This is a genomic window from Microcystis sp. LE19-8.1F (assembly GCF_027531715.1).
Lineage (GTDB): Bacteria > Cyanobacteriota > Cyanobacteriia > Cyanobacteriales > Microcystaceae > Microcystis > Microcystis wesenbergii_A.
This window is the reverse complement of the sequence record NZ_JAPZSO010000116.1, coordinates 1-23,734: the sequence shown is the minus strand read 5'-3', so window position 1 is coordinate 23,734 and position 23,734 is coordinate 1. Positions and strand designations below refer to the sequence as shown.

The window sequence follows — 23,734 nt, the reverse complement described above, 5'->3', positions numbered from 1 at the left end:
GTGTTAAGTGAAAACTTTGGCACTTTATTTTCACTGATCACCGGTTACTGGTTACTGTTCACCGATCACTGATCACTGATTCAAGCCTGACAGCGATAAAATTAAGTTAGATTAGGAATATCCCGACTGAATCCTCATTGCTAAGGAGATAGCGTATCGATGCCTGCCGCAGATTATAAAGATTATTATGCCGTTCTGGGAGTAGGTAAAACTGCCAGCGCTGAAGAAATTAAAAAAGCTTTTCGTAAATTAGCCGTCAAATATCACCCCGATCGCAATCCTAACGATAAAAGCGCCGAAGAACGTTTTAAAGAAATTAGTGAAGCTTACGAAGTCCTCTCCGATAGCGAAAAACGCCAAAAATACGATCAATTTGGACAATATTGGCAACAGGCTGGGCGATCAAATTGGCCGGGTGGTAATCCGGGGGTTGACTTCGGTTCGGACGGTTTTGACTTTAGCCAGTACAGCACCTTTGATGATTTTATCAATGAACTGCTCGGTCGCATGGGTCGCCCCGGCGGTACTCGCACCCGTTCCTATTCCTACGGTACTCCGGGGGGAGGATTTGGCGATTTTAGCAATTTTAACGACTTTGCCGGCGCTCGTACTCCACCGCAATCCGTCACTTCTGGTATCTCCACCGCTAAACTGCGTCTGAGTTTTGCGGAAGCTTTACGAGGAGTACAAAAACGGGTTAATTTAGCCGGAGAAATGATCGATATCAAAATCCCCCCAGGAACCAAAACCGGTAATCGTCTCCGGGTACGGGGTAAAGGACTAATCGATCCCTTGAGTAAACAACGGGGAGATCTATTTCTCGATGTGGAATTAGAACCCCATCCTTTCTTTGCTTTTGAAGGCGATAATTTAACCTGTGAAGTGCCGATTACTCCCGATGAGGCGGTTTTAGGCACAGCGATCGAAGTTCCTACCCCCGATGGCCTGGTGACGGTAAAAGTTCCTGCCGGTATTCGTTCCGGTCAATCCCTGCGCTTACGGGGCAAAGGTTGGATCGACAATAAAGGACAACGCGGCGATCAATTAGTCAAAATTGTCATCGATACTCCCAAAGAATTAACCGCGATCGAACGGGAATTATACGAGAAAATTAAATCTCAGCGTAGCACCGATCCCCGTCGTCATCTCAGACAGGTGCAAATTTAGTCCCTATATCTTAATAGTGAGGTACGAAGTCTTCGTTTTGGGGAGTCAGGAGACAGGATCAGATTAGCCTATACTTCATCTTGATGAGAAACGCTATATCAGTTATCAGTGGTTATTGATTGGTCACTGTTTACTGCTTACTGTTTACTGATCACTGTCTCTGGGGTTTATCCTTGGCTAGAATTTAACCTTACTAGCCAACCAATTAGTAATTAATTTGGGGCTATTTTTTTTTACCCAATAGAGAGCATAAATTCTGAATATAGGCTTAGAAAAACGAGCGATCGCCTTCATAATAAAATTTAAGTAACGACGATGAAACTTTTTATTAATTAAATTTAACGAACCCACATCGTAAAGACAGTCAATGATAATTCTAAAAGTCGTTTCCTCTCTTTGGAATAAACTATCTATTAACAATAGCACTTCCTGAATCCGTTGCTGTTTAAGCTGTTCTTCTTCGGAAACAGCCGAGAGAATCTGCTGCTGCTTAGATAATTTACTATCCGATGGGGTTAACATGATATGGTCGCCGAAAAACTAATTTGTTTTGATTTTATCCCTATTTGCTGATTTGGCAAGGCAAAACTCCCCATCTATCGCCGTTTTTAGGATAACAGGAGTCATTAACTGATCACTGTTTACTGATCACTGATCACTGATAATAACCCTTGACCGCCAAAACGGACAACATCGGTACAAAATAACCCCGTTTCCTCCTGCACAGTTTTTATAGCTTTAACTGCCGCCTCCGGACTAAGATGAAAAGTATTTAAACTAATCCCCTTTACCTTCACCTCCCCGAAACTTCCCCCAGCGCTGGCAGTCATTTCGTAGAGTTTAATCACTTCTGTTAGGGGAGGGATGAGAATATCGGGTAAATCTTTGATGTGAATTTGTCCGGCGCGATGGACGAGAATTAACCCCGTTGGTTGACTGCCACGCATTAAGGGCAAGGTAGCCGTGGATCCAGGGTGTAAAAGAGAGCCTTGACCCTCAATAAACAAAATATCGTTATTTTCCGCCGATTCTAACACCAAAGCCTCGATCGCACCAGCAGCATAATCGACGCGCACTGCATCCAAGGGTACACCTTTCCCCGCGATCATAATTCCCCCCTGTCCAGTGGCTAAAAATTGCGATTTTAGCCCTTTTTCTGGGGCAACCCGATGTAATTCGATGCTAGTGGACATTTTGCCCACACTCATATCCGTGCCTACGGTTAAAATACGCTGACAGGTTAAATTTTTCGCCCGCGCTTGCCCAATTTTTAAGCCTTGGGGTTCCAGACGGATATCCCAAATCCATTGATCCGGTTTAAGCTGAGGAAAAAGGGGTTTTAGGGGTGTATGGAGACCATTAACGAGGGATAACCCTGCATTTACCCCCTCTTTGATTTCTTCTAGCCAATGGGGGGGTAAAATGCCTCCTGAGGGTGCGATGCCAATTAACAGGGTATCGGGATGATAGGTTAGAGCTTCCCTAACAGTAGCAACAATCGGCAAGGGGCGATCGATTCCAGCCACTTCTTTTAAGGTGCTGCCGGCACTTTCTGCGTCAATAATCGCCACTACCTGCGCTTTCCCGTAACGCAGATAACTTAATCCGGTTTTGCCCCGGGTTCCTTTGATTCCTTCATGGAGAAGAATCGCTACTTTCTTGTCAGGAGTCAAATAATTAGTCATCTTTTAAGCTGTTCGTAATTTAAATTGCTTGTTGAGACGAGGCAAGAGGCAACAGGCAAAAGGCAACAGTAAAGGGATTGGGGGAGATTCGGCTAATCTAAGAATAAGCGGTTTAAATACGTCTTAGCTTATCCGTAAACTAACACCCAAACCGGGTGAATTATTTGGTTGTAAACGTCCCTTTTCTAAGCTTAATCCCGTGAAGGGATCATCGCGTAAATTTAAATGACTATCTAGGTCAAGATAGTTGACAAGCGGGCCAAGATGTGCTAGGGCAGTATTGGCTAAACTGCTGTCAGAGTAACATCCGAACATAATTTGCAGTCGGCAAGCTTGGGCAATATGAATCATTCTTTGCACTTCGGCTAATCCGCCAGCTTTCATTAGTTTAATATTAATGCCGTGGACTCGATCGGCCAGTTTCGGGATATCTTGACTAGAAAAACAGCTTTCATCGACGAAGATAGGTAGGGGCGATTTTTGGTATAAATCAATTAAATCTCGTTCTTGTCCCACGGATAGGGGTTGTTCCACATAAATAACGCCTTTTTCCCCTAACCATTGGCACATTTTCACCGCATCGCTAAATTTCCAACCACCATTAGCATCGACAGTTAGGGGTAAATGGGGGACAATTGCTTTAATAGCCAGAATTATGGCTCGATCGGCTTCTATACCGTCTGGTGAGCCTAATTTGACTTTTAATAAGCTAAAATCGCCGATTTCTAGCCAATCTAACAGCCTTTTCTGCACATTTTCTGGAGAATTTAAACCGATAGTAACAGAAACCGGCGGAATTAAAGAGCGATCGAGTCCAAAAATTTGCCAGAGAGGTAAATTAGCTTTTTTGCCTAACCAGTCGTGCAGTGCCGTATCAATAGCGGCACGAGTAGCCGAAGATATCTGATTTTGCCATAAAATTTTCTCAATTTCTTGGCGTTGACAGGGATGAAAAGATTGTAAAATAGGAGCGATCGAGTTTAATTCTTGTAGGATTTTATCGGGTTTTTTCTCCTCGCTGGTAATATCAAAAGGGGATGCCTCTCCCCACCCTTCGATATTTTCCTCGCTAATTTTCAGCCAGATATTAGTATTTTCGCTGGTAGTGCCGCGACTAATCGTTAAAGGTACTCGTTTATGAATAGTAAAAGTTTGCCAGTTTAGCAGCATAATTCACCTCGGGATGATCGGGGAATAGGAACAGAAAAATTATCTACACTTACCCAAATCCTTACTTCTGTCCACTCTCCCCGCAATCATACAACTTCCAGAGGTGTTTTTCGTCAAAGACAAAATATGATAGGCTAACCGAAGGTATAAGCAAGACGGCCGCGGGTTAGGAAATGGGATGAAATAGGAGTGAGTTAACCAAAATCAATGATTAAGAAAAAGATTTCTTACTGGGTAAATGGAGGTATTGCCCTCATTGATCGCTATCTGATCAGCCAACTACTACCCCCATTTTTATTTAGTGTTGGTTTATTTGCCTCTTTGGGAGTAGCGATCGGCAATCTTTCCGATTTAGCTAATCAGGTAGTTGATGCCAATCTACCCCTTGCCTCGGCCCTAGAAATTCTCCTGTTAAAAGTGCCAGAATTTGTCACCTATTCCCTGCCAGTTTCCCTTTTACTGGCCACTTTAATCACCTACGGACGTTTAAGTAGTGATAGCGAAACCGTTGCCCTGCAAAGCTGTGGAGTCACTCTTTACCGTCTTTTTATACCCACTTTTTGCCTGAGTTTAATAGTTACAGTGGTGACATTTTTATTAAACGAATATGTGGTTCCCAATGCTAATTATCGAGCCACAGAAATTTTAGTGCAGAAAATTAATAAAGAAGCAAGTTTTTGGAAAAATAAAGATTTTTATTATCCCGATTATGAAATAAAAAACTTAGAAAATGGTACGATTAATCGCAATTTAATAAGTTTATTTTATGCCGAACAATTCGACGGTGAAAAGATGAAAACCGTCACCGTTATCCGTTGGCTAAAACAAGAATTAAATCAAATTATTATCGCCGATTCGGCCCGTTGGAATGCCGTCGATAACGTCTGGGACTTTTTTAACGGCATTATCTATGAATTAACCCCCCCTAACGCCTCCTATAGCCAAGTTATCCCCTTTAAAGCCGAAAAAATCGCTTTATCTCGCTCCGCTTTCGATTTTGCTCGTCAAAGCCGCGATCCCTACGAGATGAACATACCACAGGCGATCGAATATGTGCAACTGCTCAAACTCAGTGGCGATGATAAGAGAGTCAGATTTTTTCAAGTGCGAATCCAGCAAAAAATCGCCTTTCCCTTTGTCTGTATCGTCTTTGCTACCATAGGTTGTGCCTTGGGTTCTCTACCGCAAAGAATCGGTCGGGGAACCAGTTTCGGTCTCAGTGTCGCTATTGTTTTTCTCTATTATCTTTTAAACTTCTTAGTGGGCAGCTTGGGACTAACCGCCACCCTCTCCCCCTTCCTAGCTGCCTGGCTGCCTAACTTTTTCGGTTTTGGGTTGGGTCTGTGGTTATTATGGCGACTTAACGGTTAGACTTTTTTGAAAATTTTCGTCAAGATAGGAGACGTAGAGTTATAGCAGGCCCCTTAGTCTATGTTTCCCTTCTTCTTCAACACTTGTGGCAGCACTTCCCGCCAAGAATGTCAAGAGCGTAAATTAACATTCCTCAAATGGATGCGCGATGACCTCGAAACCCGTCTAGCGGGATTAAATGCCGCTATCGAAACTATCGAGCGTCAAATCAGTCGGGAAGGTCAATAAACCCTGAAAATAGGCGAGTTTTCCCCTCGCCTTCTCCCCACAATTAGCTAAGAGAGATAACTTGACAGTTGTATTGGCCAAGAGGGATAATAGAAGTTTGTGTGAACTTTAGCTAGACTAAAATACCTTGGCTAACGTTATTGTAATCGGCGCTCAGTGGGGCGACGAAGGAAAAGGAAAAATCACGGATCTGCTGAGTCGATCGGCGGATGTGGTGGTGCGTTCTCAAGGTGGCGTAAATGCGGGTCATACCGTCGTCGTCGAGGGGCAAACGTTCAAACTCCATCTAATTCCCTCTGGGATTCTCTACCCGGATACGGAATGTATAATCGGCTCGGGAACAGTCATAGATCCCTCGGTGTTACTCAAAGAGATGGCGCAATTACACGCCCTCAATGTTACTACCGACAATCTCTATATCTCGCAAACGGCTCATGTCACTATGCCCTATCATCGGCTGCTCGATCAAGCATCCGAGGAAAAACGGGGTAAATATAAAATCGGCACCACGGGACGGGGTATTGGCCCCACCTATGCCGACAAATCCGAGCGCATCGGCATTCGAGTCATCGACTTGATGAATACCGAGAATCTGCGGCAAAAACTAGAATGGACGATCAATTATAAAAACGTCATTTTAGAAAAGTTATATAACTTACCGCCTTTAGATGCGAAGACGGTGATCGAGGAATATCTAGAATATGCCGAGATACTGCGTCCCCATGTGGTCGATAGTTCCCTAAAAATCTACGAAGCAATCCGCAAGCGTAAGAATATTCTTTTTGAAGGGGCTCAAGGCACCTTACTCGACCTCGATCACGGAACCTATCCCTACGTTACCTCCTCCAATCCGATCGCTGGTGGTGCTTGTGTGGGTTCTGGCATCGGTCCGACGGTAATCGATCGAGTGATCGGTGTGGCCAAAGCTTACACCACTAGGGTAGGGGAAGGTCCATTTCCCACGGAATTAGAGGGGGAGATCGAGCAGTTATTGTGCGATCGGGGGGCAGAATTCGGGACCACCACCGGGCGTCGTCGTCGCTGTGGTTGGTTTGATGCGGTTATCGGTCGTTACGCAGTGCGAATCAATGGTTTAGACTGTCTAGCGATCACCAAATTAGATGTTCTCGATACCCTAGAGGAAATCAAAGTCTGTGTCGCCTACCAATTGGACGGCAAAACCTGTCGCCATTTACCCAGCAGTGCGGTGGAATTTGCCCGTTGTCAACCGATTTACCGAACGATGCCGGGGTGGCAACAACCCACCAGCGATTGTCGGAGTCTGGAAGAGCTGCCCAAACAGGCCCTCGATTATCTAAAATTCCTAGGGGCGATCATGGAAGTACCGATCGCGATTATCTCCCTAGGAGCTAGTCGCGACCAAACCATCATCGTTGAAGACCCCATTCATGGGCCAAAACGCGCTCTTTTGGACGAAAATGGCTCGCCTTGGGATAATTACGAATTTTAAATCATTGCCAAAGAGGATTAGTCAACTATGCAAGTTAGCGTTGAATGTCAAAAAAGACCCGAAAATATTAACCCCAGGGCCCTACGTCGTCAGGGTTTGATCCCAGCGGTTCTCTACGGCCACAACGGCACGGAATCGGTTTCCCTCGTGGTTCCTGAAAAAGCGGCCTTAACCCTACTGAAAAAAGCCTCGGTAAATAATACCCTGGTGGATGTGAATGTCCCCGAAATGCCCTGGACGGGAAAAGCTTTGATCCAAGAGGTACAATCTCATGCTTGGAAAAGAAATCTCTATCACCTCAGTTTCTTTTCGGTATCTGCCCACGGTAAGCTCGATATCGTCGTTCCAGTTAAAGCCATAGGAGAAGCGATCGGAACTAAACAGGGCGGTTTAATCGAACAGTTCGTCAACGAAGTTAATGTCTCCTGTACTGCTGATAATATCCCAGAAGTGATCGAATTTGATGTTTCGGGCATCGGTGTGGGGCAATCCCTGCTCGTGGGTGATTTAAAAATGCCGGAAGGGGTGACTTTAAAAGATGATCCCCATACCACCGTTTTTGCCGTTGTTGCCGCTAAACGGTAAATTCAGTGATCGGTGGTCGGGTGATAGGGTTTTGGGGTGATAGGGTGATGAGACAGCTTCCCCCTCCCCAACCCCCACTCTGCCATAACTACTACTGCATACTTTGTGCTTTTTGTCAAAAAAACTTTTTCTGTGCAATAAAACTACACAAAAAAAAGATCATCGTTGTGGGTGAAATTGACCGATTTACCCGTCTTAATTAGGATCACCCTGTAGCTGTAGCAAGGGTTTCAACCATTGCTGTCCAAAAAAGCACAAAATAACCCACTATGAAATTCTATCAAATCGCTGTTACCATTACAACATCGTTGTTAAATAAAAATCTTTCTCAATTAATTCTTAAGAATTTGTAAATATTGCGGAATGTTAATTTAAATATTCTCAAGTTTTTGGAGTCAATAGATAATTTTTGTTTATCTTTGGCGGAAAATAGAACTCCTGCAAAAATCCAACATCTACCATTGGGTTAGGATTCAGGATTGAGGATTCAGGATTGAGGAGACAGACTTCGGCGTGAGCTCAGTCGAACGCTTTTTTCTCCCTTTTCCCCTCTCCCCTGCTCCCCTCTCCCTGCTTCCATCTACTGGGGAGTTAGATCACAAAAACGCTTAAATAGCTCCTCGCGGGCGGATTCGATTGATAATAGCCGTGCGCTGTAAAGGAGGCAAGAAATAGACCCCTTCGGGCCAATTCGGGTCTAAGGCCGCCCCAAAACCGTTTAATATAGTTTCACTAACCAGAGGAGCAAGAATCCATAAACGGGGCAAATTTTCCTCATTGTAGGGGCTATTTTCTCGTTTGGCCTGTCGCTGTAGTTCAGCAAAAACGGCGGTTAATTTCGAGAGACAATTACGCACATCGGCACGAGTGGGAGAATTACGATCGGGTTCTAGGAGAGTGCTATTTAGGGCAATTTGACCTAATAATCCTAGATTATCGACAGTTATTTGCCCCTCTGGATGAGGCGAAAAAAATAGATCAATCTCTCGGGTTTCGTCGGTAATTTCTTTGCTAATTTCTACTTGGCCTAGGGGCGTTAACGAAGGCAGGAGGCGGTCGGCAGAGGGCAGGAGGTTTCATCAATCGAGGCGAAGAAAAAAACGGTAAGATTAGTTAAAGAAAATGATACAAATATATATTGATTAGACAAAAAAAGCTATAAGTAAAAGAAAAGTCAATCTTCCTAAGCACAATGACGAGAAAAGAACGGCCCTACTCGTGGTTCCCAAGAAAACCCTTGACCTGGCAACAATCGCGGGCCATGTGGCGCGATTTATGGTCAGAAGCGTCCCTCGATTTTCCCTATCTAGCTTTGATTGTTAGTTCTTGTGCGATCGCTACTTTTGGCTTAGTTGCCAATAGTGCAGCCGTGATTATTGGGGCGATGATTATTGCCCCTTTAATGTTGCCGATTCGTAGTCTGGCTTTTGGTGGTTTAATTGGCAGTTGGCGATTAATTCGTAAGTCAGCCTTGGCGATTTTAGTCGGTACGATTATCGCTTTAGCGATAGCTTGGTTGCTAGGATTATTGATCGGAATTTCTGAATTTGGTAGTGAAATTCAAGCCCGTTCTCAACCGAATCTTTTAGATTTAGGAGTGGCAATTACCGCGGGGGCAATCAGTGGTTATGCCAAAATAGAACCGAAAATTTCAGGTACTTTAGCAGGAACAGCGATCGCCGTAGCTTTAATGCCGCCAGTTTGTACGATCGGTTTAGGATTATCCCAAGGCAATTGGATCCTAAGTTTGGGGGCAACTCTGTTATATATTACCAATTTATTAGGCATTGCTCTCTCCTGTTTGTTGGTCTTTTTGCTGGCGGGTTATTCTAATTTTCATCGGGCGCGTAACGCTCTAATTTTGACTTCTATCCTGACAGCAGTTTTGCTAATTCCGTTAGGAATAAGTTTTGCAACTCTGGCTAATCAAGCTCGCTTAGAAAGGTTGATCAAAAAAGCTTTATTACAACGAACGATTACTTTTCAACGGGCAGAATTATTGGAATCTTCGATTAATTGGCTCAAGCAACCTCCCCGGGTGAGATTAGTAGTAAGAACTGCGGAAAGCATTACCCCCAGACAGGTAGAATTGTTGGAAGAATTTATTACTAAGGAAATGGGGCGACCTTTTCAATTAAATGTCTTGGTTTCTAAGGTTAATGAAGTCACTTCCCCAGAATAGAGTCGAGAAAATTGGCTCAAGTAATGACAAACAAGGATTAATTCGCTATCTTAATGTTTGATATTTAATCTATAGGTAGGGTTCAGGTGAGTGGCGGCAATCGACCAGAAAGCACGGCTTATGTGCGGATAATTAAGCAATCTTGGCAAACGGGTAAATTAGAGGGGGAAGTGCGGACGGAAGAATATCAATGGCGTTTTCAATGGCATTTTCTTCAAGGCAAGTTATTAGTACAACCTTCCCTAGGTAGGGCTTTGATTTTTGAACCCTTGAATCGGTTTTTAGAACGCTACGATTATCAGTTAGAACCGGGGGGAGATTATGAATTTACAGTGCGATCAAAATTTTAAATATGGGGGATTGAATTACAGCTTTTCTCCTGAGGATGAATTTTAACCTAAGTAGTCGTGCAAAATTAATTTCCTAGTGAAGATAGGCAAGAGGCAAGAGGCAAGAGGCAAGAGGTGGTTAGATATGTGTAATTAATTTTGCTTAGGTACTTAATTTGGCATCATAAAAGGAAAACTTTGTACCTCATCATTAAGATAACAGCCTATTGATCAAGAGAAATTAAACCTCTTGCATAATTAATTTTTCAGAGTTCAAAAACGGCAAAAATAAGCATTAAATAGCATAAAGTCTATAAATAGACCATTTAACTGATTATTATTCATTCTTAATTCTCCTGACTACTGGCTACTGGCTACTGACTCCTAACCCTAACAACAATTTTTGATTTTTACAAGAGGTCTATTGACGGTTTATGGACAACCCGGCCGAGATACTAGATTTTTACAGGAAGTTTTTTGATTTAAATCCTGCCGGTTAGGCTAAAATTCGGCCATAGCAAAGCGTTATATTAACGATAAGAATTTTTAGGAACAAGGGAAATGACGCAAGGACAGAAGGTTTCAGTGGGTATTGTCGGTGCTTCCGGATATGGTGGCGTACAGTTGGTACGTTTGCTCAAAGAACATCCCTTAGTAGAATTAGTCTATCTGGGGGGCGATAGTAGCGCCGGAAAACCCTACAGTGATTTATATCCCCATCTCGGTCATAGTATTAATCTTAATGTGGAGGCGATCGATTTGGAGATAATTGCCTCCCGTTGTCAAGTGGTTTTCTTGGGTTTACCCAATGGTTTAGCCTGTGATTTAGCCCCTCCTTTGCTCGCTAAAGGCTGTAAAGTCTTGGATCTGTCGGCAGATTATCGTTTTACTAGCCTAGAAACCTATAGTAAATGGTATGGCAAGGAACGTCAGGATCAAGCGATCGCATCTACGGCTGTGTACGGTTTACCGGAACTTTATCGGGAAGATATTAAAAATGCCTCTTTGATCGGTTGCCCCGGATGTTATCCTACTGCTAGTTTAATGGCGATTTCTCCCCTGTTAAAACAGGGTTTAATTATCCCGGAAACCACGATTATTGATGCCAAATCAGGAACTTCGGGAGGGGGAAGACAAGCTAAGATTAATATGTTATTGGCAGAAGCAGATAGTTCGATCGGGGCCTATAATGTAGCGGGAAAACACCGTCATACTCCCGAAATTGAGCAGATTTGCAGTGATTTAGCCGGTCATGAGGTGCGCGTCCAGTTTACTCCCCATTTAATGCCCATGGTTCGGGGTATCCTGTCCACAGTTTACGCAACTTTGCGAGATCCCAATCTGGTGCGGGATGATTTAATCACTATTTACAATGCTTTTTATCGCGCTTCTCCCTTTGTCAAAATCCTACCCGGGGGAGTCTATCCACAAACTAAGTGGGCCTGTGGTACTAATTTATGTTATCTCGGTATTGAAGTGGATCCGAGAACCGATCGAGTGATAGTGATGTCAGCGATCGATAATTTAGTAAAGGGACAATCGGGACAAGCGGTACAATGTCTCAATCTCATGATGGGTTGGGAAGAATCCCTTGCTTTGCCGCAAATGTGTTTTTATCCTTGAAAATTCCAGGATGCGTTTAACCACGCATCCTTTGCTCAATTTCGGGAAAAACTGGCAAAATTTTGTCACTATGATGGAGATGCGATGTTTCCCGATTGGCAGCAAAGACAAGGAGAAAATGGCAGAAAAGTAGTCAGTTGATCGGCAAAAGTGAATATAAGACCTTGCTAAAGTTCCTCACCACCAAACTAAATTTGATTGTCAAGTTGATATCAACCCCTTAGAAACCCTGACTTATCCGACTGGGATCACCTAAAAAAGCCCTTTCAGGAATCGATCCTTTAGTAGCTTCCGGGAGAATTTGCCAGTGTTGATCTAAAGCTTGTAACACCCGATCCTGCTGATTTCTGAATCCCTCGATATTGCCACTACCAGCATTCATAATTACAAACCAAACTTTACCCCTTTCTTGGGTGGGAATTTCTCCGGCTAAAGCGCTAACTTGGGCTAAAGTTCCAGTTTTAATCACCACTCCTTTAGGAATGGCCCGCCACTGCATAGTTCCTTTGGTATCGCGTCCCCCCACCGGAAATAAATCAGCTACTTTAATCGGTTGATTGGCTAACTTGCGATCCAAGGCCTTGAGAATCTCAATAACTGCCCGGGGAGACAAGCGATTTTCTACACCCAATCCCGAACCATTAATTAATTGAATTTCTTCCGCTCCTACCCCGGTAATTTTAGTATTAATTGCGTCCACTGCTGCCGGACCACCGAGCAGCTCCGCTAACATTTCTGACATGACGTTATTACTATAAATATTCATCTGACGCAACAGTTCCGTTAAAGTCAAGGACTGATGACGCAATAATAATCGGGCATTTTCGGGGCGAATTGGACTGGCTCGAACCATGCCCAAAATCTTCACCTGTGGGGCTTGTGTGCCGCTAGGAAGGCTCTGAAAAGCTTTTTGGGTTTCTTTTGACCATTTCGATTGATCAAGCCCAATTTTCAACAATTCTCCCGCTTTGAGGGGATCGGTTTGAAAATTCATGGCGAATTTACCCGTAATGATCAGATCGCCTTTGACCTGACGGATACCTAATTGATCGAGGCCATTGCCCACTGCGATCGCTTCTTCCCAGACAAAGAGAGGATCCCCTTCCCCTTCAATAATTAAATCTCCCTCTAACACCCCGTTTTTTAGCTCTCCCGTGCTGTAAAAACGAGTAGCAAAACGATGATCGAGAGGCCAGGTTTCCACGGCGGCGAGAGTAGTGGCGATTTTAGTTAAAGAAGCCCCCGAAGCGGGTAGATTACCCTGATGATCGGCTAAATCAGCCCATTCCGTCTCAATTAAGACCCGTTGTTGACGAGAGTTTAAACCTTTTTTAGTCAAGTCTTGCAGATAATCGGCCACGATCGCCGCCACCCGGGGATCGGGAGCGGTGGGAAGGTCAAAAATAGGCTGATTTTGCCAAGAAATTAGGGGAATATTGGCGATAGGTTGGGATTGCCCCCCCAGCCAACCCAAGAGAAAGCCGAAAACTGCCAAATTAAAAACTGAGAACATCTTTTCCTTAATCGCAATGATGCCTTATTGTATAGAAATGATTGGTAATTTTTAACAATTGCTCGATCAGAAAACACTAATCCTCGATCGGCCAGCTTTTGTCAAGAGCTGCCGCTCAACTTATTAAAGATTTCTATCCCACTGACTCAATGGCAGAAACGGCATTAAATCGGGCAAGAATCGCGGTAGATGCGATGGGAGGTGACTACGCTCCCAACGAGATTATCGCGGGATCGATGCGAGCTTCCGAAGAATTAGATGTAGAAGTATTATTAGTCGGCGATTCTGAACGGATTGAGGCTTATTTCCAGCATCATCCCCGTCCCAAGAATCTCACGATCGTCCACGCAGAGGAAGTGGTGGCCATGGACGAAGAGCCGATCACCGCTATCCGTCGCAAACCAGCGGCCTCGATTAATGTGGCCATGGATTTAGTCAAACAAAATCGCGCCGATGCGGTGGTGGCCGCCGGTCACTCCGGGGCAGCCATGGCGGCGGCGTTGCTGCGTTTAGGTCGTTTAAAAGGAATCGATCGCCCGGCGATCGGTGCGGTGCTGCCGACGATGTTGGCGGGTAAATCGGTGATTATCCTTGATGTCGGGGCGAATGTGGACTGTAAACCCAAATATTTAGAGCAGTTTGCCCTAATGGGGACAATTTACAGTAAATACGTTATGGGAGTTGAAGATCCGAAAGTCGGTTTACTCAATATCGGCGAAGAAGCCAGCAAAGGTAACGATCTCGCCCTAAAAACCTACGAATTATTGGAAAATAACCAGCAAATTCCCTTTATCGGCAATGCTGAGGGCCGGGATGTGCTATCGGGACGATTCGATGTGATCGTCTGCGATGGTTTTGTCGGTAATGTCCTGTTAAAATTTGCCGAAGCGGTGGGAGGAGTTATCCTACAAATTCTCAAAGAGGAATTACCTAGGGGGATACAGGGTAAAGTCGGGACGGCTTTAATTAAACCCAATCTTAAACAGATTAAACAACGCATGGATCACGCGGAACACGGTGGTGCGCTGTTATTTGGAGTCGATGGGGTCTGCGTGATCAGTCACGGCAGTTCCCAAGCGCCTTCGATTTTTAACGCCATCCGACAGGCGAAAAATGCCGTCGATAATCGCGTTTCTGAGCGCATTCAAGCCTACAATGACCACCATCATCAATTAAAAAAGTTGTCGGTGAACGGTGAAGATTAAGCTGTGAGCTGATAACTGATAACTGGTCACTGATCACTGATAACTGACATCATCAATTAAAAAAGTTGTCGGTGAACGGTGAAGATTAAGCCGTCAGCCATCTTGAAGCGGTCAGGAGACTCCGAGACGGGAGACGGGAGACTATTTTTATTTATTCTTCCCACTTCCCCACTTCCCACTTCCCACTTCCCACTGATAACTGATAACTGATCACTGATAACTGAAAAAGGGGGAATATTTTGAACGGATTCGGGGCAGCAGTCGTCATTACTGGTTGTGGATCGGCCACACCAAGGCAATTTCTCAGTAATGAAGAACTCAGCCAAATTGTCGAGACTTCCGATGAGTGGATTAAAAGTCGTACCGGCATCGGTAAACGCCATTTAGCGGATCAATCGGTGTCTTTAAGCCAATTAGCGGCCCAAGCGGCGATTAAGGCTCTAGAAATGGCTCAGGTGTCCCCTAGTGAGGTCGATCTGATTCTTTTGGCTACTTCTACCCCCGATGATCTGTTCGGTAGTGCGGCCCAGGTTCAAAGTCAGATCGGGGCCAATCGGGCGATCGCTTTTGATCTCACCGCCGCCTGTTCGGGTTTTCTGGTGGCATTAGTCACCGCCACCCAGTTTATCCGTACTGGTACTTACCGCAATGTCTTGGTTATCGGGGCCGATGTTCTCTCCCGTTGGGTGGATTGGAACGATCGCGCTACCTGTGTCCTTTTTGGTGATGGGGCAGGGGCGGTTCTTTGTCAAGCAAATGATACAAAAGATAACATTCTCGGTTTTGAACTCCATAGCGACGGCAGCCAGAATAGTTCTCTTAATCTCGCCTATCAGGGGGAAGAATTGCCCCTTAAGGAGGGGGTAAGGGTTCAAAAAGGGACCTATAAGCCTCTAACGATGAACGGACGGGAAGTCTATCGTTTTGCTGTGGCGAAAGTGCCAGAGGTCATCGAAAAAGCCCTCTATCGGGCTAATTTAACCACCAGTGACATCGATTGGTTAGTTCTGCACCAAGCTAATCAAAGAATTATGGACGCGGTGAGCGATCGCCTGAAACTGTCTCCCGAAAAAGTGATCAGTAATCTCAGCGAGTATGGCAACACTTCCGCAGCCTCGATTCCTCTAGCCCTCGATGAAGCTGTCAGGAGTGGTAAGGTCAAAAAAGGTGATATTATTGCTTCTTCCGGCTTTGGTGCCGGTTTAACTTGGGGTGGGATTATCTTCCGTTGGGGAGATTAATTCAGTAACCAGTAAACAGTAACCAGTAACCAGTAAACAGTAAACAGTAAACAGTAAACAGTAACCTAAAAACTCACATCTGATCAGTGATAACTGATAACTGATCACTGATAACTGATCACTGATAACTGATCACTGATAACTGATCACTGACCCAAACACATCTATCTATCTATTTTAAGAACTTATGAAAACAGCGTGGATATTCCCGGGACAAGGATCGCAAGCGTTAGGAATGATTGGAGATTTAGCGGAAAGCGCACTTGGCCAAGAGAGATTAGAAATAGCAGAAAGAATCCTCGGTTGGTCAGTCCTGGAAAAATGTCAAGGGGATGAAGAAACCCTATCTCGTACTCTTTATACCCAACCTTGTTTATTTGTGGTGGAGAGTATTTTAGCGGATTTGTTGCAAGAAAAAGGTCATTTTCCCGATCTAGTTGCCGGTCATAGTCTCGGTGAATATTCCGCTTTGTATGCGGCCAGGGTGTTTAATTTTGAGACAGGATTAAATCTAGTTCAAAACCGTTCCCGTTTGATGGATGCGGCCGAAGGTGGTAAAATGGCCGCCTTAATGAAATTTGATCGCACCAGTCTAGAGACAGTGATTAATCAGACGGAAAATGTAGTTATTGCTAATGATAATAGTGCCGAACAAGTGGTGATTTCTGGGACTCCTGAAGCGGTGGATTTGGTATTAGGTCAAGTGAAAGTTAAGCGCGTTATGCCGTTAAAAGTATCCGGCGCTTTTCACTCTCCTTTGATGGAAAATGCCGCTATTCAATTTCAGCAGATTTTAGAATTGGTTAATTTCCAAAAAGCGAAAGTTCCCGTGATTTCTAATGTCGATCCGAGCAATCCTACCCAGGACGGGGAACAATTAAAAAAATATCTAATCCAGCAGATGACTAGCTCGGTTCGCTGGCGAGAAATTATGTTAAGATTGCCGGATGTGGGTGTGGAAAAAGCGATCGAAGTGGGACCGGGTAAAGTTTTAACTGGTTTAATTAAACGAACTACTCCCGCAATTGAGTTAGAAAATATTAGTCAATTAGCCGATATATACAAAGGTAGCGACGATGTTAAATTGCAGGGTTCATTAATTGGTGTTGGTTAAATTATCTAGCAACATTTTCACTCAAAGGAGTAAATTGATGGATACCTAAGTAGTTAGGTGTTAAAAACTATCAGACACCCCCCTTATTAAGGGAAGGTAGGGTTGATTCATGAATCAACCCTACCTTGAATCAACCCTACTTATCAAGGGGGCATCGAACCCAAAATCTATCTTCAATTTAATTATAACCAGCTACCTAGCCAAAAATTTGGTTAGGTATTTTTTTAGGAAACTATCATAACTTCTACTGTTTCTCCTGCTTGTATAGTAGTTTTACCCTGGGGAATTATGGCTAAAGCATTAGTACCGGCTAAATTAATTAAATTAGCCGAATTGTGTTGTCCAGAAGCGAGTTGAAATTGATAAACTCCCTCGATAATTTCTATTTTTCCCCAGAGATAAACTTCTCTTTGTCCCTGAGATTTGAGAGTATCGCGGGTGACAACTCGCAGAAATTTGTTCTGATAATCTGTCAATCCCGATAATTTTTTAATTGCCATTTGCACGAAGCGCCAACAGGAAACTAAAGCAGAGACGGGATTACCGGGGATACCAAAGTAAACACAACCATTAGGAAAAGTGGCAACGGTTAAGGGTTTACCCGGTTGAATAGCAACGCTGCCAATCAGAATTTTTCCTCCTAATTCCCCTAAAATTCCCTCGATATAATCATAATCTCCTACAGAAACACCACCGGTGGAAAGGACGATAGCACTAGAATTAATTGCTTTTCTGATAGTTTCTCTGAGAAGTTCGGGACTATCTTTGATTATACCTAAAGGTCGGGGAATTGCCCCTAAACTGGCGACAAATGCGGTTAAAGCGTAGCGATTTGAGTCAATAATTTGACCTTTTTGTAGGGTTTCATCGGGATTAATTAATTCATCTCCCGTGGAGAAAATTGCCACTTGGGGACGGGAAAAAACTGTTAATTCGGTAGCTTGTGCCGTGGCTAAAACCGCCATTTCTGGGTAATTAAGGGCAATACCGGCTTTTAATAGGGTATTTCCTGCTTGATAGAATGTGCCACGTTGACGCACGAAAAGACCTATTTTTTCGGGAGGGATAAGAATCGCCACTCGATCCCCTTTTTTGTCAGTATTTTCCTGCATGATAATCGTATCACTGCCGGCGGGTAACATCGCTCCGGTAAAAATCCGGGCTGTTTGTCCAGGATTAATGGTTATTTCCGGGGCTTTGCCAGCGGGAATTTCGGCGATAATCTTTAAAGTAACGGGATTTTCTGGATTAGTGTCTTTGACATCTTCGTAGCGGACAGCATAGCCATCCATAGCAGAATTATCCCAGTAGGGAAAGTCTAAATCACTGCTGATATCTTCGGCTAAAATGCGCCCAAAAGCTGCCTCTAGAGAAACTTTTTCTGTTTCTTGTCGGGGTTGAATTTGAGTTAAAATTATAGATTCTGCTTCTTTGACTGAGTACATGGATTAAACAAATGAACCGATTAGCTAGATTAAGGGTGGAAGATATAAAAGCTTGGCTCGGGGAAGTGCATTTATCGGATAGGAAGGGTCATACTCCCTATTATATACCGGTTTTGAACCAAGTTAATCCCGATGTTTTCGCTCTCCAGATTCACTGTCTTGAGGGGGAGATTTTGTCTTGGGGAGATGAAACTTTAACTTTTCCTTTGATGAGTGTGATTAAACCCTTTTTGTTATTATATCTTTTAAGTCATTTAGGGGAAGATGTTGTTTTTCGGCGCGTGGGAAAACAAGCTTCTAGTTATCCTTTTAATTCCTTAACTCAACTGCAAGAGGATCGCTGTTTTCCCCGTAATCCTATGATTAACAGTGGTGCGATCGCTTTAGCGGATTTATTAGCAGGAGAAACGCCAGAATCTCGCTGTGAAAATTTGCTTTTATGGTTAAATGAAATGGGTAATTGTCAATTATTTCTCGATGGCTCTGTGCTTGATTCTGTTCACTCCTATCCTAATGCACACAATCAAGCTTTAAGCTTAGAATTAGAAAAAAACGGTTATATCAGTCATCGTTATTTAGCCCTAGAAACCTACAATCGAATCTGTTGTTTATCTGGAAAAATTGCCGATCTTGCTAATTTAGGTAAGTTGATTTTAGCTGCTCCTTTTGGTGAAATTATTCTAGAAATTATGACTAATTGTGGACTCTATGAAGCTTCCCAACAATTCGCCCTTGATGTAGGTTTTCCCACTAAATCGGGAGTCAGTGGGGCCCTATTATCAATTGTACCGCAACAGGGAGCGATCGCTTGTTATAGTCCTCTGTTAAATGAGCAAGGTAATTCAATTTTAGGACTTAATTTGCTAACACATATAAGTCATTTTGTCAAGGAAATTTAATCTATGAAAATAAGCTTTAATTCTCAAAAAAACACCGATACTTTTTCTGATTTTTCTGGCCAAGTACCGTGAAAACTGGGAGGGATAAAGTTGATTTTGTCAAGGATTGTTAAGATGCGCTTACCCTGATAATTCCAGTGATCAATTGGCTATCCTGATCATCTCTGGTGATTTTACCGCAGCATAAATATCCCACATTGTCCGATAAGCTTTTTCTAAATTGCGGGTAAAACGAAGGGTATCAAATAACGGATAAGTAAGACGATTTTGGGCTAGTTTCTGTTTAATTTCGTGCAATTTATCAGGAGATTTTGCTAAATTAATCGCTAAATTTTTATACTCATCTAAATTCTTAGTAATTAATTCAGGTAGGCCAATAGCTGTCAGTAAACTAGCACCAACACGGGAAGGAAAAGTTGCACCAGGACAAGTTATAATCGGTAAACCTGCCCATAAAGCATCACTCCCAGTAGTATGAGCATTATAGTATAAAGTATCAAGAAATAAATCAGCTAGTTGATGTCGCGCCAAATGTTCCGGCTTAGGTTCGAGATGGGCAAAAATTAAGCGATCGCCCTCAATTCCTCGCGCTTGTGCTTCCCGACGTAGATTTGCTTCCGCTTCAGCTACTCTCGAAAATAACCATAACACACTACCTGGAACATTAGCCAAAATTTGCATCCATACAGTGAATATTTGCGGCTCAATTTTATAGGTGTGGTTGAAACAACAAAAGACAAAACCCGATTCAGGAAGACCATACTGGGAACGAGTAACAGGTTTAGATGATATAATTTGTTGATAATCATTAGCCTGATAACTATCCGGTAAAATTACTAATTTTTCAGTAAAATTATCAGCAGACTCTGGTGGTGTAACTATGGCATCACCAATAATATAGTCGATAAAATCTGCTCCCATTGTCCCCGGATAAACCAAATAATTAACTTGAATCGGTGCAGGTTTTAAAGCCAATATTTGCGTCCGCGCTTTATCAATATATCCCATCAAATCCACTAAAATATGCACCCCATCATGAAAAATACGTTGTGCAGATTCCGTAATTGATAAAGTAGCAATATCATAAAAGCGATCGCAATCATTGGCAATGCGACGACGATACTCACTACCATCATCAGGACCATAGGAATAGGCAATTATTTCACAGTTATTGCGATCATGTAAACCAAAGACACTTTGCATCAAATGACTGGTGGGATGGTTACGAAAATCATGGCATAAATAACCTATTTTTAATCGTCCAGATCGGGTGCGGGAATGGTTAAAGTTGAGGGGTTTAGTCCCTAAGGCTAATTGTCTTTTAACCTCTTGAGCATAGTTACAAGCTACTTTTAACTGTTGACTAGCAGACCAAGGTTTATATAAGGTATCAAAGGGAGTTACTGCGGTAGATTTTCCCTCTTGTAACTGGTTTTCGGTTAATTGCCAAAGTTGGATTAAATCAGCTTCTCTTGTCTCCCAATTACAAGTCATTTCCTTCATAGAAAATAAGCAAGCAAAAGCCTCTGGGGAATTAGGTTGAATGGCTAAAGCTTGCTTAAATACGCTCATAGCTGCTTCTACTTTGTCCTGTCTTCCTAAAGCTAAAGCCAAACTATTATAAGCTTTAATGTATTTAGGATTAAGCTTAATTGCTACTTGAAAATAAGCGATTGCTTCTTCAATTTTTCCCTGTAGTTGTAACACATTGCCTAAATTAAAGTGTGCCTCTGGATAATTAGGGTTTTTCCTGATTGCTTCTTGAAAATTGACCACAGCATCCCCTAACTTATCCTGCATTTGTAAGACTAAACCTAAATTATTATCAGCAAAAGCATAGTTTTGATTGCCACAAATAGCTTGGTTAAAGCAAATAATCGCCTCGTCTAAATCTCCCTTGCTAACTGCTATTATTCCTAAATTATTATGAGCTTCTGCATAATTAGGATTAATCACTAAAGCTTGCTTATAAGCCAAAATAGCTTGATCAATTTGTCCTAAACTATCCATGATTACCCCCAACTGATGCCAAGCAGCTGCATATTGAGGATGTTGATTAATTAATTGTTGATAGAGAGCGATCGCTTCTTCAAGCTTAAGCTGTTTTTGCAAGGTGTATGCTTGCTGATAAAGGGTATCTGCTGGCGAAGTATCAGGCTGATTATTTGCTAGATTTCCTCCAACTAAAGGAGAAATAGGATCGAGAGTAATAATTTTACTGATGTCATCATTTTGGAATCCTAAAGCTTGGGGACGTTTAACTCCTTCTAAGATTTGTATATCATAAAGTTCAGTCACTTCACCTTCTAAGCGTATCCAGTGAACAACTTCACCTGTTTTCAAATCAATAATTAGCAGACCACAGCGAGGATCTGCTTCTTTAGCCATTAAATTATCATCTAAGATTAACCCCGAAAAAGTCTTATCTACCCCACGATTTTTAGATAATCCAACAATGGCATAATTTCCGACAAATGCTAAACCGCGCAGAAAACCAGGACAAAAAGTAACAGGCTCAAAAATGCCTTTGTCTTGATCAATATAACCAAAGTAACCCGTACCCGCATTTAATAACCATAACTTACCCTGATAAAATCGGGGAGAATGAGGCATAGATAAACCAGTAGCAATTACTTCATTAGACTGAATATCAATGACACAACCGCCAGTTTGTCTTCTGTCTCTCCACCCATCCACCACATCTGATTGACTACAAGCGGTAACATAACGCGCCTTCCCATCTACCAAAGCTAAACCATTGAGATGACAACGATCTTCATTGACTAAAGCGGAAATAAACGACGGTTTCCATAGAGGAATACAACTATGGCGATCGCTTACTGTCGCCAGACAATTTAACATCGTACTGATAAATATAATTCTTTTAGATAGATTTTCTATTGCCAAATCGTGAATATCTAAATCCCCAGTAGTATAACTAATACGGGGGATATAAAGTTTATCGTAACCATCATAAAGCTGTGGGGATGATAGCACATTATCTAGTTGCCAGATTTGATAGCGGGAACTAAGATAAATCCTTTCTGGGGTAGTATATAAACCCATGGCGCGGTCAAATATCCGCTCAAATCCCGACATCCCCCTTTGAGGGTTAACTCCTAAAAACATCAGTCGAGAACTTTGATAGGTAGTAAAAGCCAGACTAATCTGCTGAGACTCTAACCAATCAATGAAATTACGGGAAGCAATTATCTCTACGGGAATAGATTGATTAGTATTGGGATTTGATTGATTCATCATAACCACAAAGACACAAAGAACACAAAGATTAGCCTGTAGGGTGTGAAGCGCAATAGCGTAACGCACCGATTTAATAATAGAGGTGGTGCGTTACGGCGGATTGTTAATTTTGGTTTTTTGACCGAATTGATGGCCGCCTAACGCACCCTACTGGATTGTTTCAACTGCGACCTCTTCCCATGATTGATGTCCTCAGTTAGGTTTATCTATTGCCTTATTTTAGCTGAAACAGTCCACTACGATTTATGTTTTTGTTTGAGCGCGATCGTTTATAATCAAAATATCATTATTTTGGGGTAAAAGAAAAATGCGTAAACAGACCATTCAATATACATCATCTTTAGATGCTTTGATTGCTGTTGCCAAGCGACTTAGCGTTTATGAGAACCAACATAAAATGGATTCCGAAGATTTTTATAACCAATACAATCAGGGAACATTATCAGATGATATAATATTTATAGAATGGGCAAACGATTATCGTCATTACCTTGCTTTGCGTCAAGAATTAGAACAAATATTAAATCATGCTGCTTAAACTTTTATCTGATTACCTCAATCAAGTAGAGCAAGCAATTGTGCAGTGTGAAAATGCTTATGTAGAACGTTATCAAGAAGAAATACTGACATCACAAAGAGCCAACTTAAGAATTAGGTTGCGTTTCAAGCAGCCCCATTTATTAGAAATAAACGAAGCTATAGTAATCACAGGCAATTACTTAGAATTCCTAGATTATCGTTACCATTTCCAAGATGAAAAAAACAACCTAGTTTTTCGTTATGATAGTACCCCTCACTTTCCCAATCTCTCTACTTTTCCCCATCACAAGCATTTACCAAACGATGTAATTAGTTGTCACAAACCTGAAATTACTCAAGTCTTAAAAGAAGCAACAGAGTTATTGAGGTAAATAAAACGTATTTAATGCGAGCGCCTGATCTTGTAGTGGACTGTTTCAGCTAAAATCGGGCAATAGATTTCGGCTTAAAGTCTTAGATTATAGAATTTATAGCATTTTTCTAATGTACCAAATTAGTTGAAACAATCCACTACGCCTACTTAATTAAACAAAGAAATTACCCACTGGAATGCTTCCTAAAGCAGGTAAACTACCAGTAAATCCAGTGATATTTATTAATAAATCATTGCTGGATTGGAAGCCAGCCGTGCTATCATTAATAATCAGGTAAGTTCCAGCTATTGCACCAGTTGTTACCTGCACTAAGGCTGCACTATTAATCCCT

The 23,734-nt window shown here is 42.6% G+C and carries 22 protein-coding genes and 1 pseudogene; 15 read left to right on the top strand and 8 right to left on the bottom strand.

The window, feature by feature from the left end; genetic code table 11:
- Positions 1-159 precede the first annotated feature (159 nt).
- Positions 160-1,167, top strand: a complete 1,008-nt coding sequence (locus O9334_RS11515; RefSeq protein ID WP_045357737.1) for a DnaJ C-terminal domain-containing protein — start codon at positions 160-162, stop codon at positions 1,165-1,167.
- 177 nt (positions 1,168-1,344) lie between these two features.
- Here the strand turns inward: O9334_RS11515 and O9334_RS11510 are convergent, their stop codons facing one another.
- From O9334_RS11510 to O9334_RS11500, 3 genes are all read right to left on the bottom strand, one after another.
- Positions 1,345-1,689, bottom strand: coding sequence for a hypothetical protein (locus O9334_RS11510; protein WP_002781516.1), 345 nt, complete (start codon positions 1,687-1,689; stop codon positions 1,345-1,347).
- A 119-nt stretch (positions 1,690-1,808) separates the two neighbouring features.
- The gene (locus tag O9334_RS11505) at positions 1,809-2,852 is read right to left on the bottom strand and encodes an N-acetyltransferase DgcN family protein (protein WP_045357735.1); all 1,044 of its coding nucleotides are present in this window, start codon (positions 2,850-2,852) and stop codon (positions 1,809-1,811) included.
- Between the two features lie 123 nt (positions 2,853-2,975).
- The gene (locus O9334_RS11500) at positions 2,976-4,022 is read right to left on the bottom strand and encodes a dipeptide epimerase (RefSeq protein WP_045357733.1); all 1,047 of its coding nucleotides are present in this window, start codon (positions 4,020-4,022) and stop codon (positions 2,976-2,978) included.
- 207 nt (positions 4,023-4,229) lie between these two features.
- Between O9334_RS11500 and O9334_RS11495 the strand changes: the two genes are divergently transcribed.
- From O9334_RS11495 to O9334_RS11480, 4 genes are all read left to right on the top strand, one after another.
- Positions 4,230-5,393: an LptF/LptG family permease gene (locus tag O9334_RS11495; RefSeq protein WP_288000331.1), complete on the top strand. Its 1,164-nt coding sequence runs from the start codon at positions 4,230-4,232 to the stop codon at positions 5,391-5,393.
- A gap of 60 nt (positions 5,394-5,453) precedes the next feature.
- Positions 5,454-5,621 carry a hypothetical protein gene (locus tag O9334_RS11490; protein WP_002759244.1) on the top strand — a complete coding sequence of 56 codons (168 nt, stop codon included), beginning with the start codon at positions 5,454-5,456 and terminating at the stop codon, positions 5,619-5,621.
- 127 nt (positions 5,622-5,748) lie between these two features.
- A complete protein-coding gene (locus O9334_RS11485) occupies positions 5,749-7,092 on the top strand; it encodes an adenylosuccinate synthase (protein ID WP_045357727.1) in 1,344 nt (447 codons plus the stop codon).
- A 27-nt stretch (positions 7,093-7,119) separates the two neighbouring features.
- The gene (locus O9334_RS11480; RefSeq protein ID WP_045357724.1) at positions 7,120-7,677 is read left to right on the top strand and encodes a 50S ribosomal protein L25/general stress protein Ctc; all 558 of its coding nucleotides are present in this window, start codon (positions 7,120-7,122) and stop codon (positions 7,675-7,677) included.
- 638 nt (positions 7,678-8,315) lie between these two features.
- Here the strand turns inward: O9334_RS11480 and O9334_RS11475 are convergent.
- Positions 8,316-8,747, bottom strand: a pseudogene (locus O9334_RS11475) (hypothetical protein); the annotation flags it as partial.
- Between the two features lie 122 nt (positions 8,748-8,869).
- Here O9334_RS11475 and O9334_RS11470 point away from each other — a divergent pair.
- The 4 genes from O9334_RS11470 (at position 8,870) to O9334_RS11455 (ending at position 11,944) form a co-directional block, all read left to right on the top strand.
- The gene (locus tag O9334_RS11470; protein ID WP_288000330.1) at positions 8,870-9,859 is read left to right on the top strand and encodes a DUF389 domain-containing protein; all 990 of its coding nucleotides are present in this window, start codon (positions 8,870-8,872) and stop codon (positions 9,857-9,859) included.
- An 86-nt stretch (positions 9,860-9,945) separates the two neighbouring features.
- Complete coding sequence (locus tag O9334_RS11465) at positions 9,946-10,209, top strand: DUF3146 family protein (RefSeq protein WP_002787479.1); 264 nt, start codon at positions 9,946-9,948, stop codon at positions 10,207-10,209.
- A 540-nt stretch (positions 10,210-10,749) separates the two neighbouring features.
- The gene (argC, locus tag O9334_RS11460) at positions 10,750-11,811 is read left to right on the top strand and encodes an N-acetyl-gamma-glutamyl-phosphate reductase (RefSeq protein WP_045357713.1); all 1,062 of its coding nucleotides are present in this window, start codon (positions 10,750-10,752) and stop codon (positions 11,809-11,811) included.
- Positions 11,812-11,821: 10 nt separating this feature from the next.
- Positions 11,822-11,944, top strand: coding sequence for a hypothetical protein (locus O9334_RS11455; protein ID WP_274518324.1), 123 nt, complete (start codon positions 11,822-11,824; stop codon positions 11,942-11,944).
- A gap of 87 nt (positions 11,945-12,031) precedes the next feature.
- On the opposite strand, the gene O9334_RS11450 is transcribed toward O9334_RS11455, so the two are convergent.
- Positions 12,032-13,324, bottom strand: a complete 1,293-nt coding sequence (locus tag O9334_RS11450) for a D-alanyl-D-alanine carboxypeptidase (RefSeq protein ID WP_288000329.1) — start codon at positions 13,322-13,324, stop codon at positions 12,032-12,034.
- A gap of 149 nt (positions 13,325-13,473) precedes the next feature.
- Between O9334_RS11450 and plsX the strand changes: the two genes are divergently transcribed.
- The 3 genes from plsX (at position 13,474) to fabD (ending at position 16,884) form a co-directional block, all read left to right on the top strand.
- Positions 13,474-14,529, top strand: a complete 1,056-nt coding sequence (gene plsX, locus O9334_RS11445; RefSeq protein WP_004157969.1) for a phosphate acyltransferase PlsX — start codon at positions 13,474-13,476, stop codon at positions 14,527-14,529.
- Between the two features lie 239 nt (positions 14,530-14,768).
- Positions 14,769-15,770, top strand: coding sequence for a beta-ketoacyl-ACP synthase 3 (locus O9334_RS11440; RefSeq protein WP_288000328.1), 1,002 nt, complete (start codon positions 14,769-14,771; stop codon positions 15,768-15,770).
- 187 nt (positions 15,771-15,957) lie between these two features.
- On the top strand, positions 15,958-16,884 hold the full coding sequence (fabD, locus tag O9334_RS11435; protein ID WP_190380905.1) for an ACP S-malonyltransferase: 927 nt from the start codon (positions 15,958-15,960) through the stop codon (positions 16,882-16,884).
- Between the two features lie 224 nt (positions 16,885-17,108).
- Here the strand turns inward: fabD and O9334_RS11430 are convergent, their stop codons facing one another.
- On the bottom strand, positions 17,109-18,329 hold the full coding sequence (locus O9334_RS11430; protein ID WP_288000327.1) for a molybdopterin molybdotransferase MoeA: 1,221 nt from the start codon (positions 18,327-18,329) through the stop codon (positions 17,109-17,111).
- 11 nt (positions 18,330-18,340) lie between these two features.
- Here O9334_RS11430 and O9334_RS11425 point away from each other — a divergent pair, with 11 nt between their 5' ends.
- Positions 18,341-19,228 carry a glutaminase gene (locus tag O9334_RS11425; protein ID WP_190380907.1) on the top strand — a complete coding sequence of 296 codons (888 nt, stop codon included), beginning with the start codon at positions 18,341-18,343 and terminating at the stop codon, positions 19,226-19,228.
- A 141-nt stretch (positions 19,229-19,369) separates the two neighbouring features.
- Here O9334_RS11425 and O9334_RS11420 read toward each other — a convergent pair whose 3' ends face one another.
- The gene (locus O9334_RS11420) at positions 19,370-22,489 is read right to left on the bottom strand and encodes a TIGR03032 family protein (RefSeq protein ID WP_288000340.1); all 3,120 of its coding nucleotides are present in this window, start codon (positions 22,487-22,489) and stop codon (positions 19,370-19,372) included.
- 307 nt (positions 22,490-22,796) lie between these two features.
- Between O9334_RS11420 and tumA the strand changes: the two genes are divergently transcribed.
- Together tumA and tumE are read left to right on the top strand one after the other, a co-directional pair.
- Positions 22,797-23,027, top strand: a complete 231-nt coding sequence (gene tumA / locus O9334_RS11415) for an antitoxin TumA (protein WP_002771674.1) — start codon at positions 22,797-22,799, stop codon at positions 23,025-23,027.
- Complete coding sequence (gene tumE, locus O9334_RS11410) at positions 23,017-23,400, top strand: toxin TumE (RefSeq protein WP_288000326.1); 384 nt, start codon at positions 23,017-23,019, stop codon at positions 23,398-23,400. The genes tumA and tumE overlap by 11 nt, the downstream gene beginning before the upstream one ends.
- 153 nt (positions 23,401-23,553) lie before the next feature.
- Here tumE and O9334_RS11405 read toward each other — a convergent pair.
- The coding region (locus tag O9334_RS11405; protein ID WP_288000325.1) for a bluetail domain-containing putative surface protein at positions 23,554-23,734 on the bottom strand (181 nt) is incomplete at its 5' end.

Excerpts from the sequence above, each read along its gene's own strand:
- tumA (WP_002771674.1), top strand. The coding sequence starts at position 22,797 with ATGCGTAAACAGACCATTCAATATACATCATCTTTAGATGCTTTGATT.
- O9334_RS11450 (WP_288000329.1), bottom strand. The coding sequence starts at position 13,324 with ATGTTCTCAGTTTTTAATTTGGCAGTTTTCGGCTTTCTCTTGGGTTGG.
- O9334_RS11490 (WP_002759244.1), top strand. The coding sequence starts at position 5,454 with ATGTTTCCCTTCTTCTTCAACACTTGTGGCAGCACTTCCCGCCAAGAA.
- O9334_RS11480 (WP_045357724.1), top strand. The coding sequence starts at position 7,120 with ATGCAAGTTAGCGTTGAATGTCAAAAAAGACCCGAAAATATTAACCCC.
- O9334_RS11495 (WP_288000331.1), top strand. The coding sequence starts at position 4,230 with ATGATTAAGAAAAAGATTTCTTACTGGGTAAATGGAGGTATTGCCCTC.
- argC (WP_045357713.1), top strand. The coding sequence starts at position 10,750 with ATGACGCAAGGACAGAAGGTTTCAGTGGGTATTGTCGGTGCTTCCGGA.
- fabD (WP_190380905.1), top strand. The coding sequence starts at position 15,958 with ATGAAAACAGCGTGGATATTCCCGGGACAAGGATCGCAAGCGTTAGGA.
- plsX (WP_004157969.1), top strand. The coding sequence starts at position 13,474 with ATGGCAGAAACGGCATTAAATCGGGCAAGAATCGCGGTAGATGCGATG.
- O9334_RS11500 (WP_045357733.1), bottom strand. The coding sequence starts at position 4,022 with ATGCTGCTAAACTGGCAAACTTTTACTATTCATAAACGAGTACCTTTA.
- O9334_RS11425 (WP_190380907.1), top strand. The coding sequence starts at position 18,341 with ATGAACCGATTAGCTAGATTAAGGGTGGAAGATATAAAAGCTTGGCTC.
- O9334_RS11430 (WP_288000327.1), bottom strand. The coding sequence starts at position 18,329 with ATGTACTCAGTCAAAGAAGCAGAATCTATAATTTTAACTCAAATTCAA.
- O9334_RS11515 (WP_045357737.1), top strand. The coding sequence starts at position 160 with ATGCCTGCCGCAGATTATAAAGATTATTATGCCGTTCTGGGAGTAGGT.
- O9334_RS11455 (WP_274518324.1), top strand. The coding sequence starts at position 11,822 with ATGCGTTTAACCACGCATCCTTTGCTCAATTTCGGGAAAAACTGGCAA.
- O9334_RS11470 (WP_288000330.1), top strand. The coding sequence starts at position 8,870 with ATGACGAGAAAAGAACGGCCCTACTCGTGGTTCCCAAGAAAACCCTTG.
- O9334_RS11420 (WP_288000340.1), bottom strand. The coding sequence starts at position 22,489 with ATGATGAATCAATCAAATCCCAATACTAATCAATCTATTCCCGTAGAG.
- tumE (WP_288000326.1), top strand. The coding sequence starts at position 23,017 with ATGCTGCTTAAACTTTTATCTGATTACCTCAATCAAGTAGAGCAAGCA.
- O9334_RS11505 (WP_045357735.1), bottom strand. The coding sequence starts at position 2,852 with ATGACTAATTATTTGACTCCTGACAAGAAAGTAGCGATTCTTCTCCAT.
- O9334_RS11510 (WP_002781516.1), bottom strand. The coding sequence starts at position 1,689 with ATGTTAACCCCATCGGATAGTAAATTATCTAAGCAGCAGCAGATTCTC.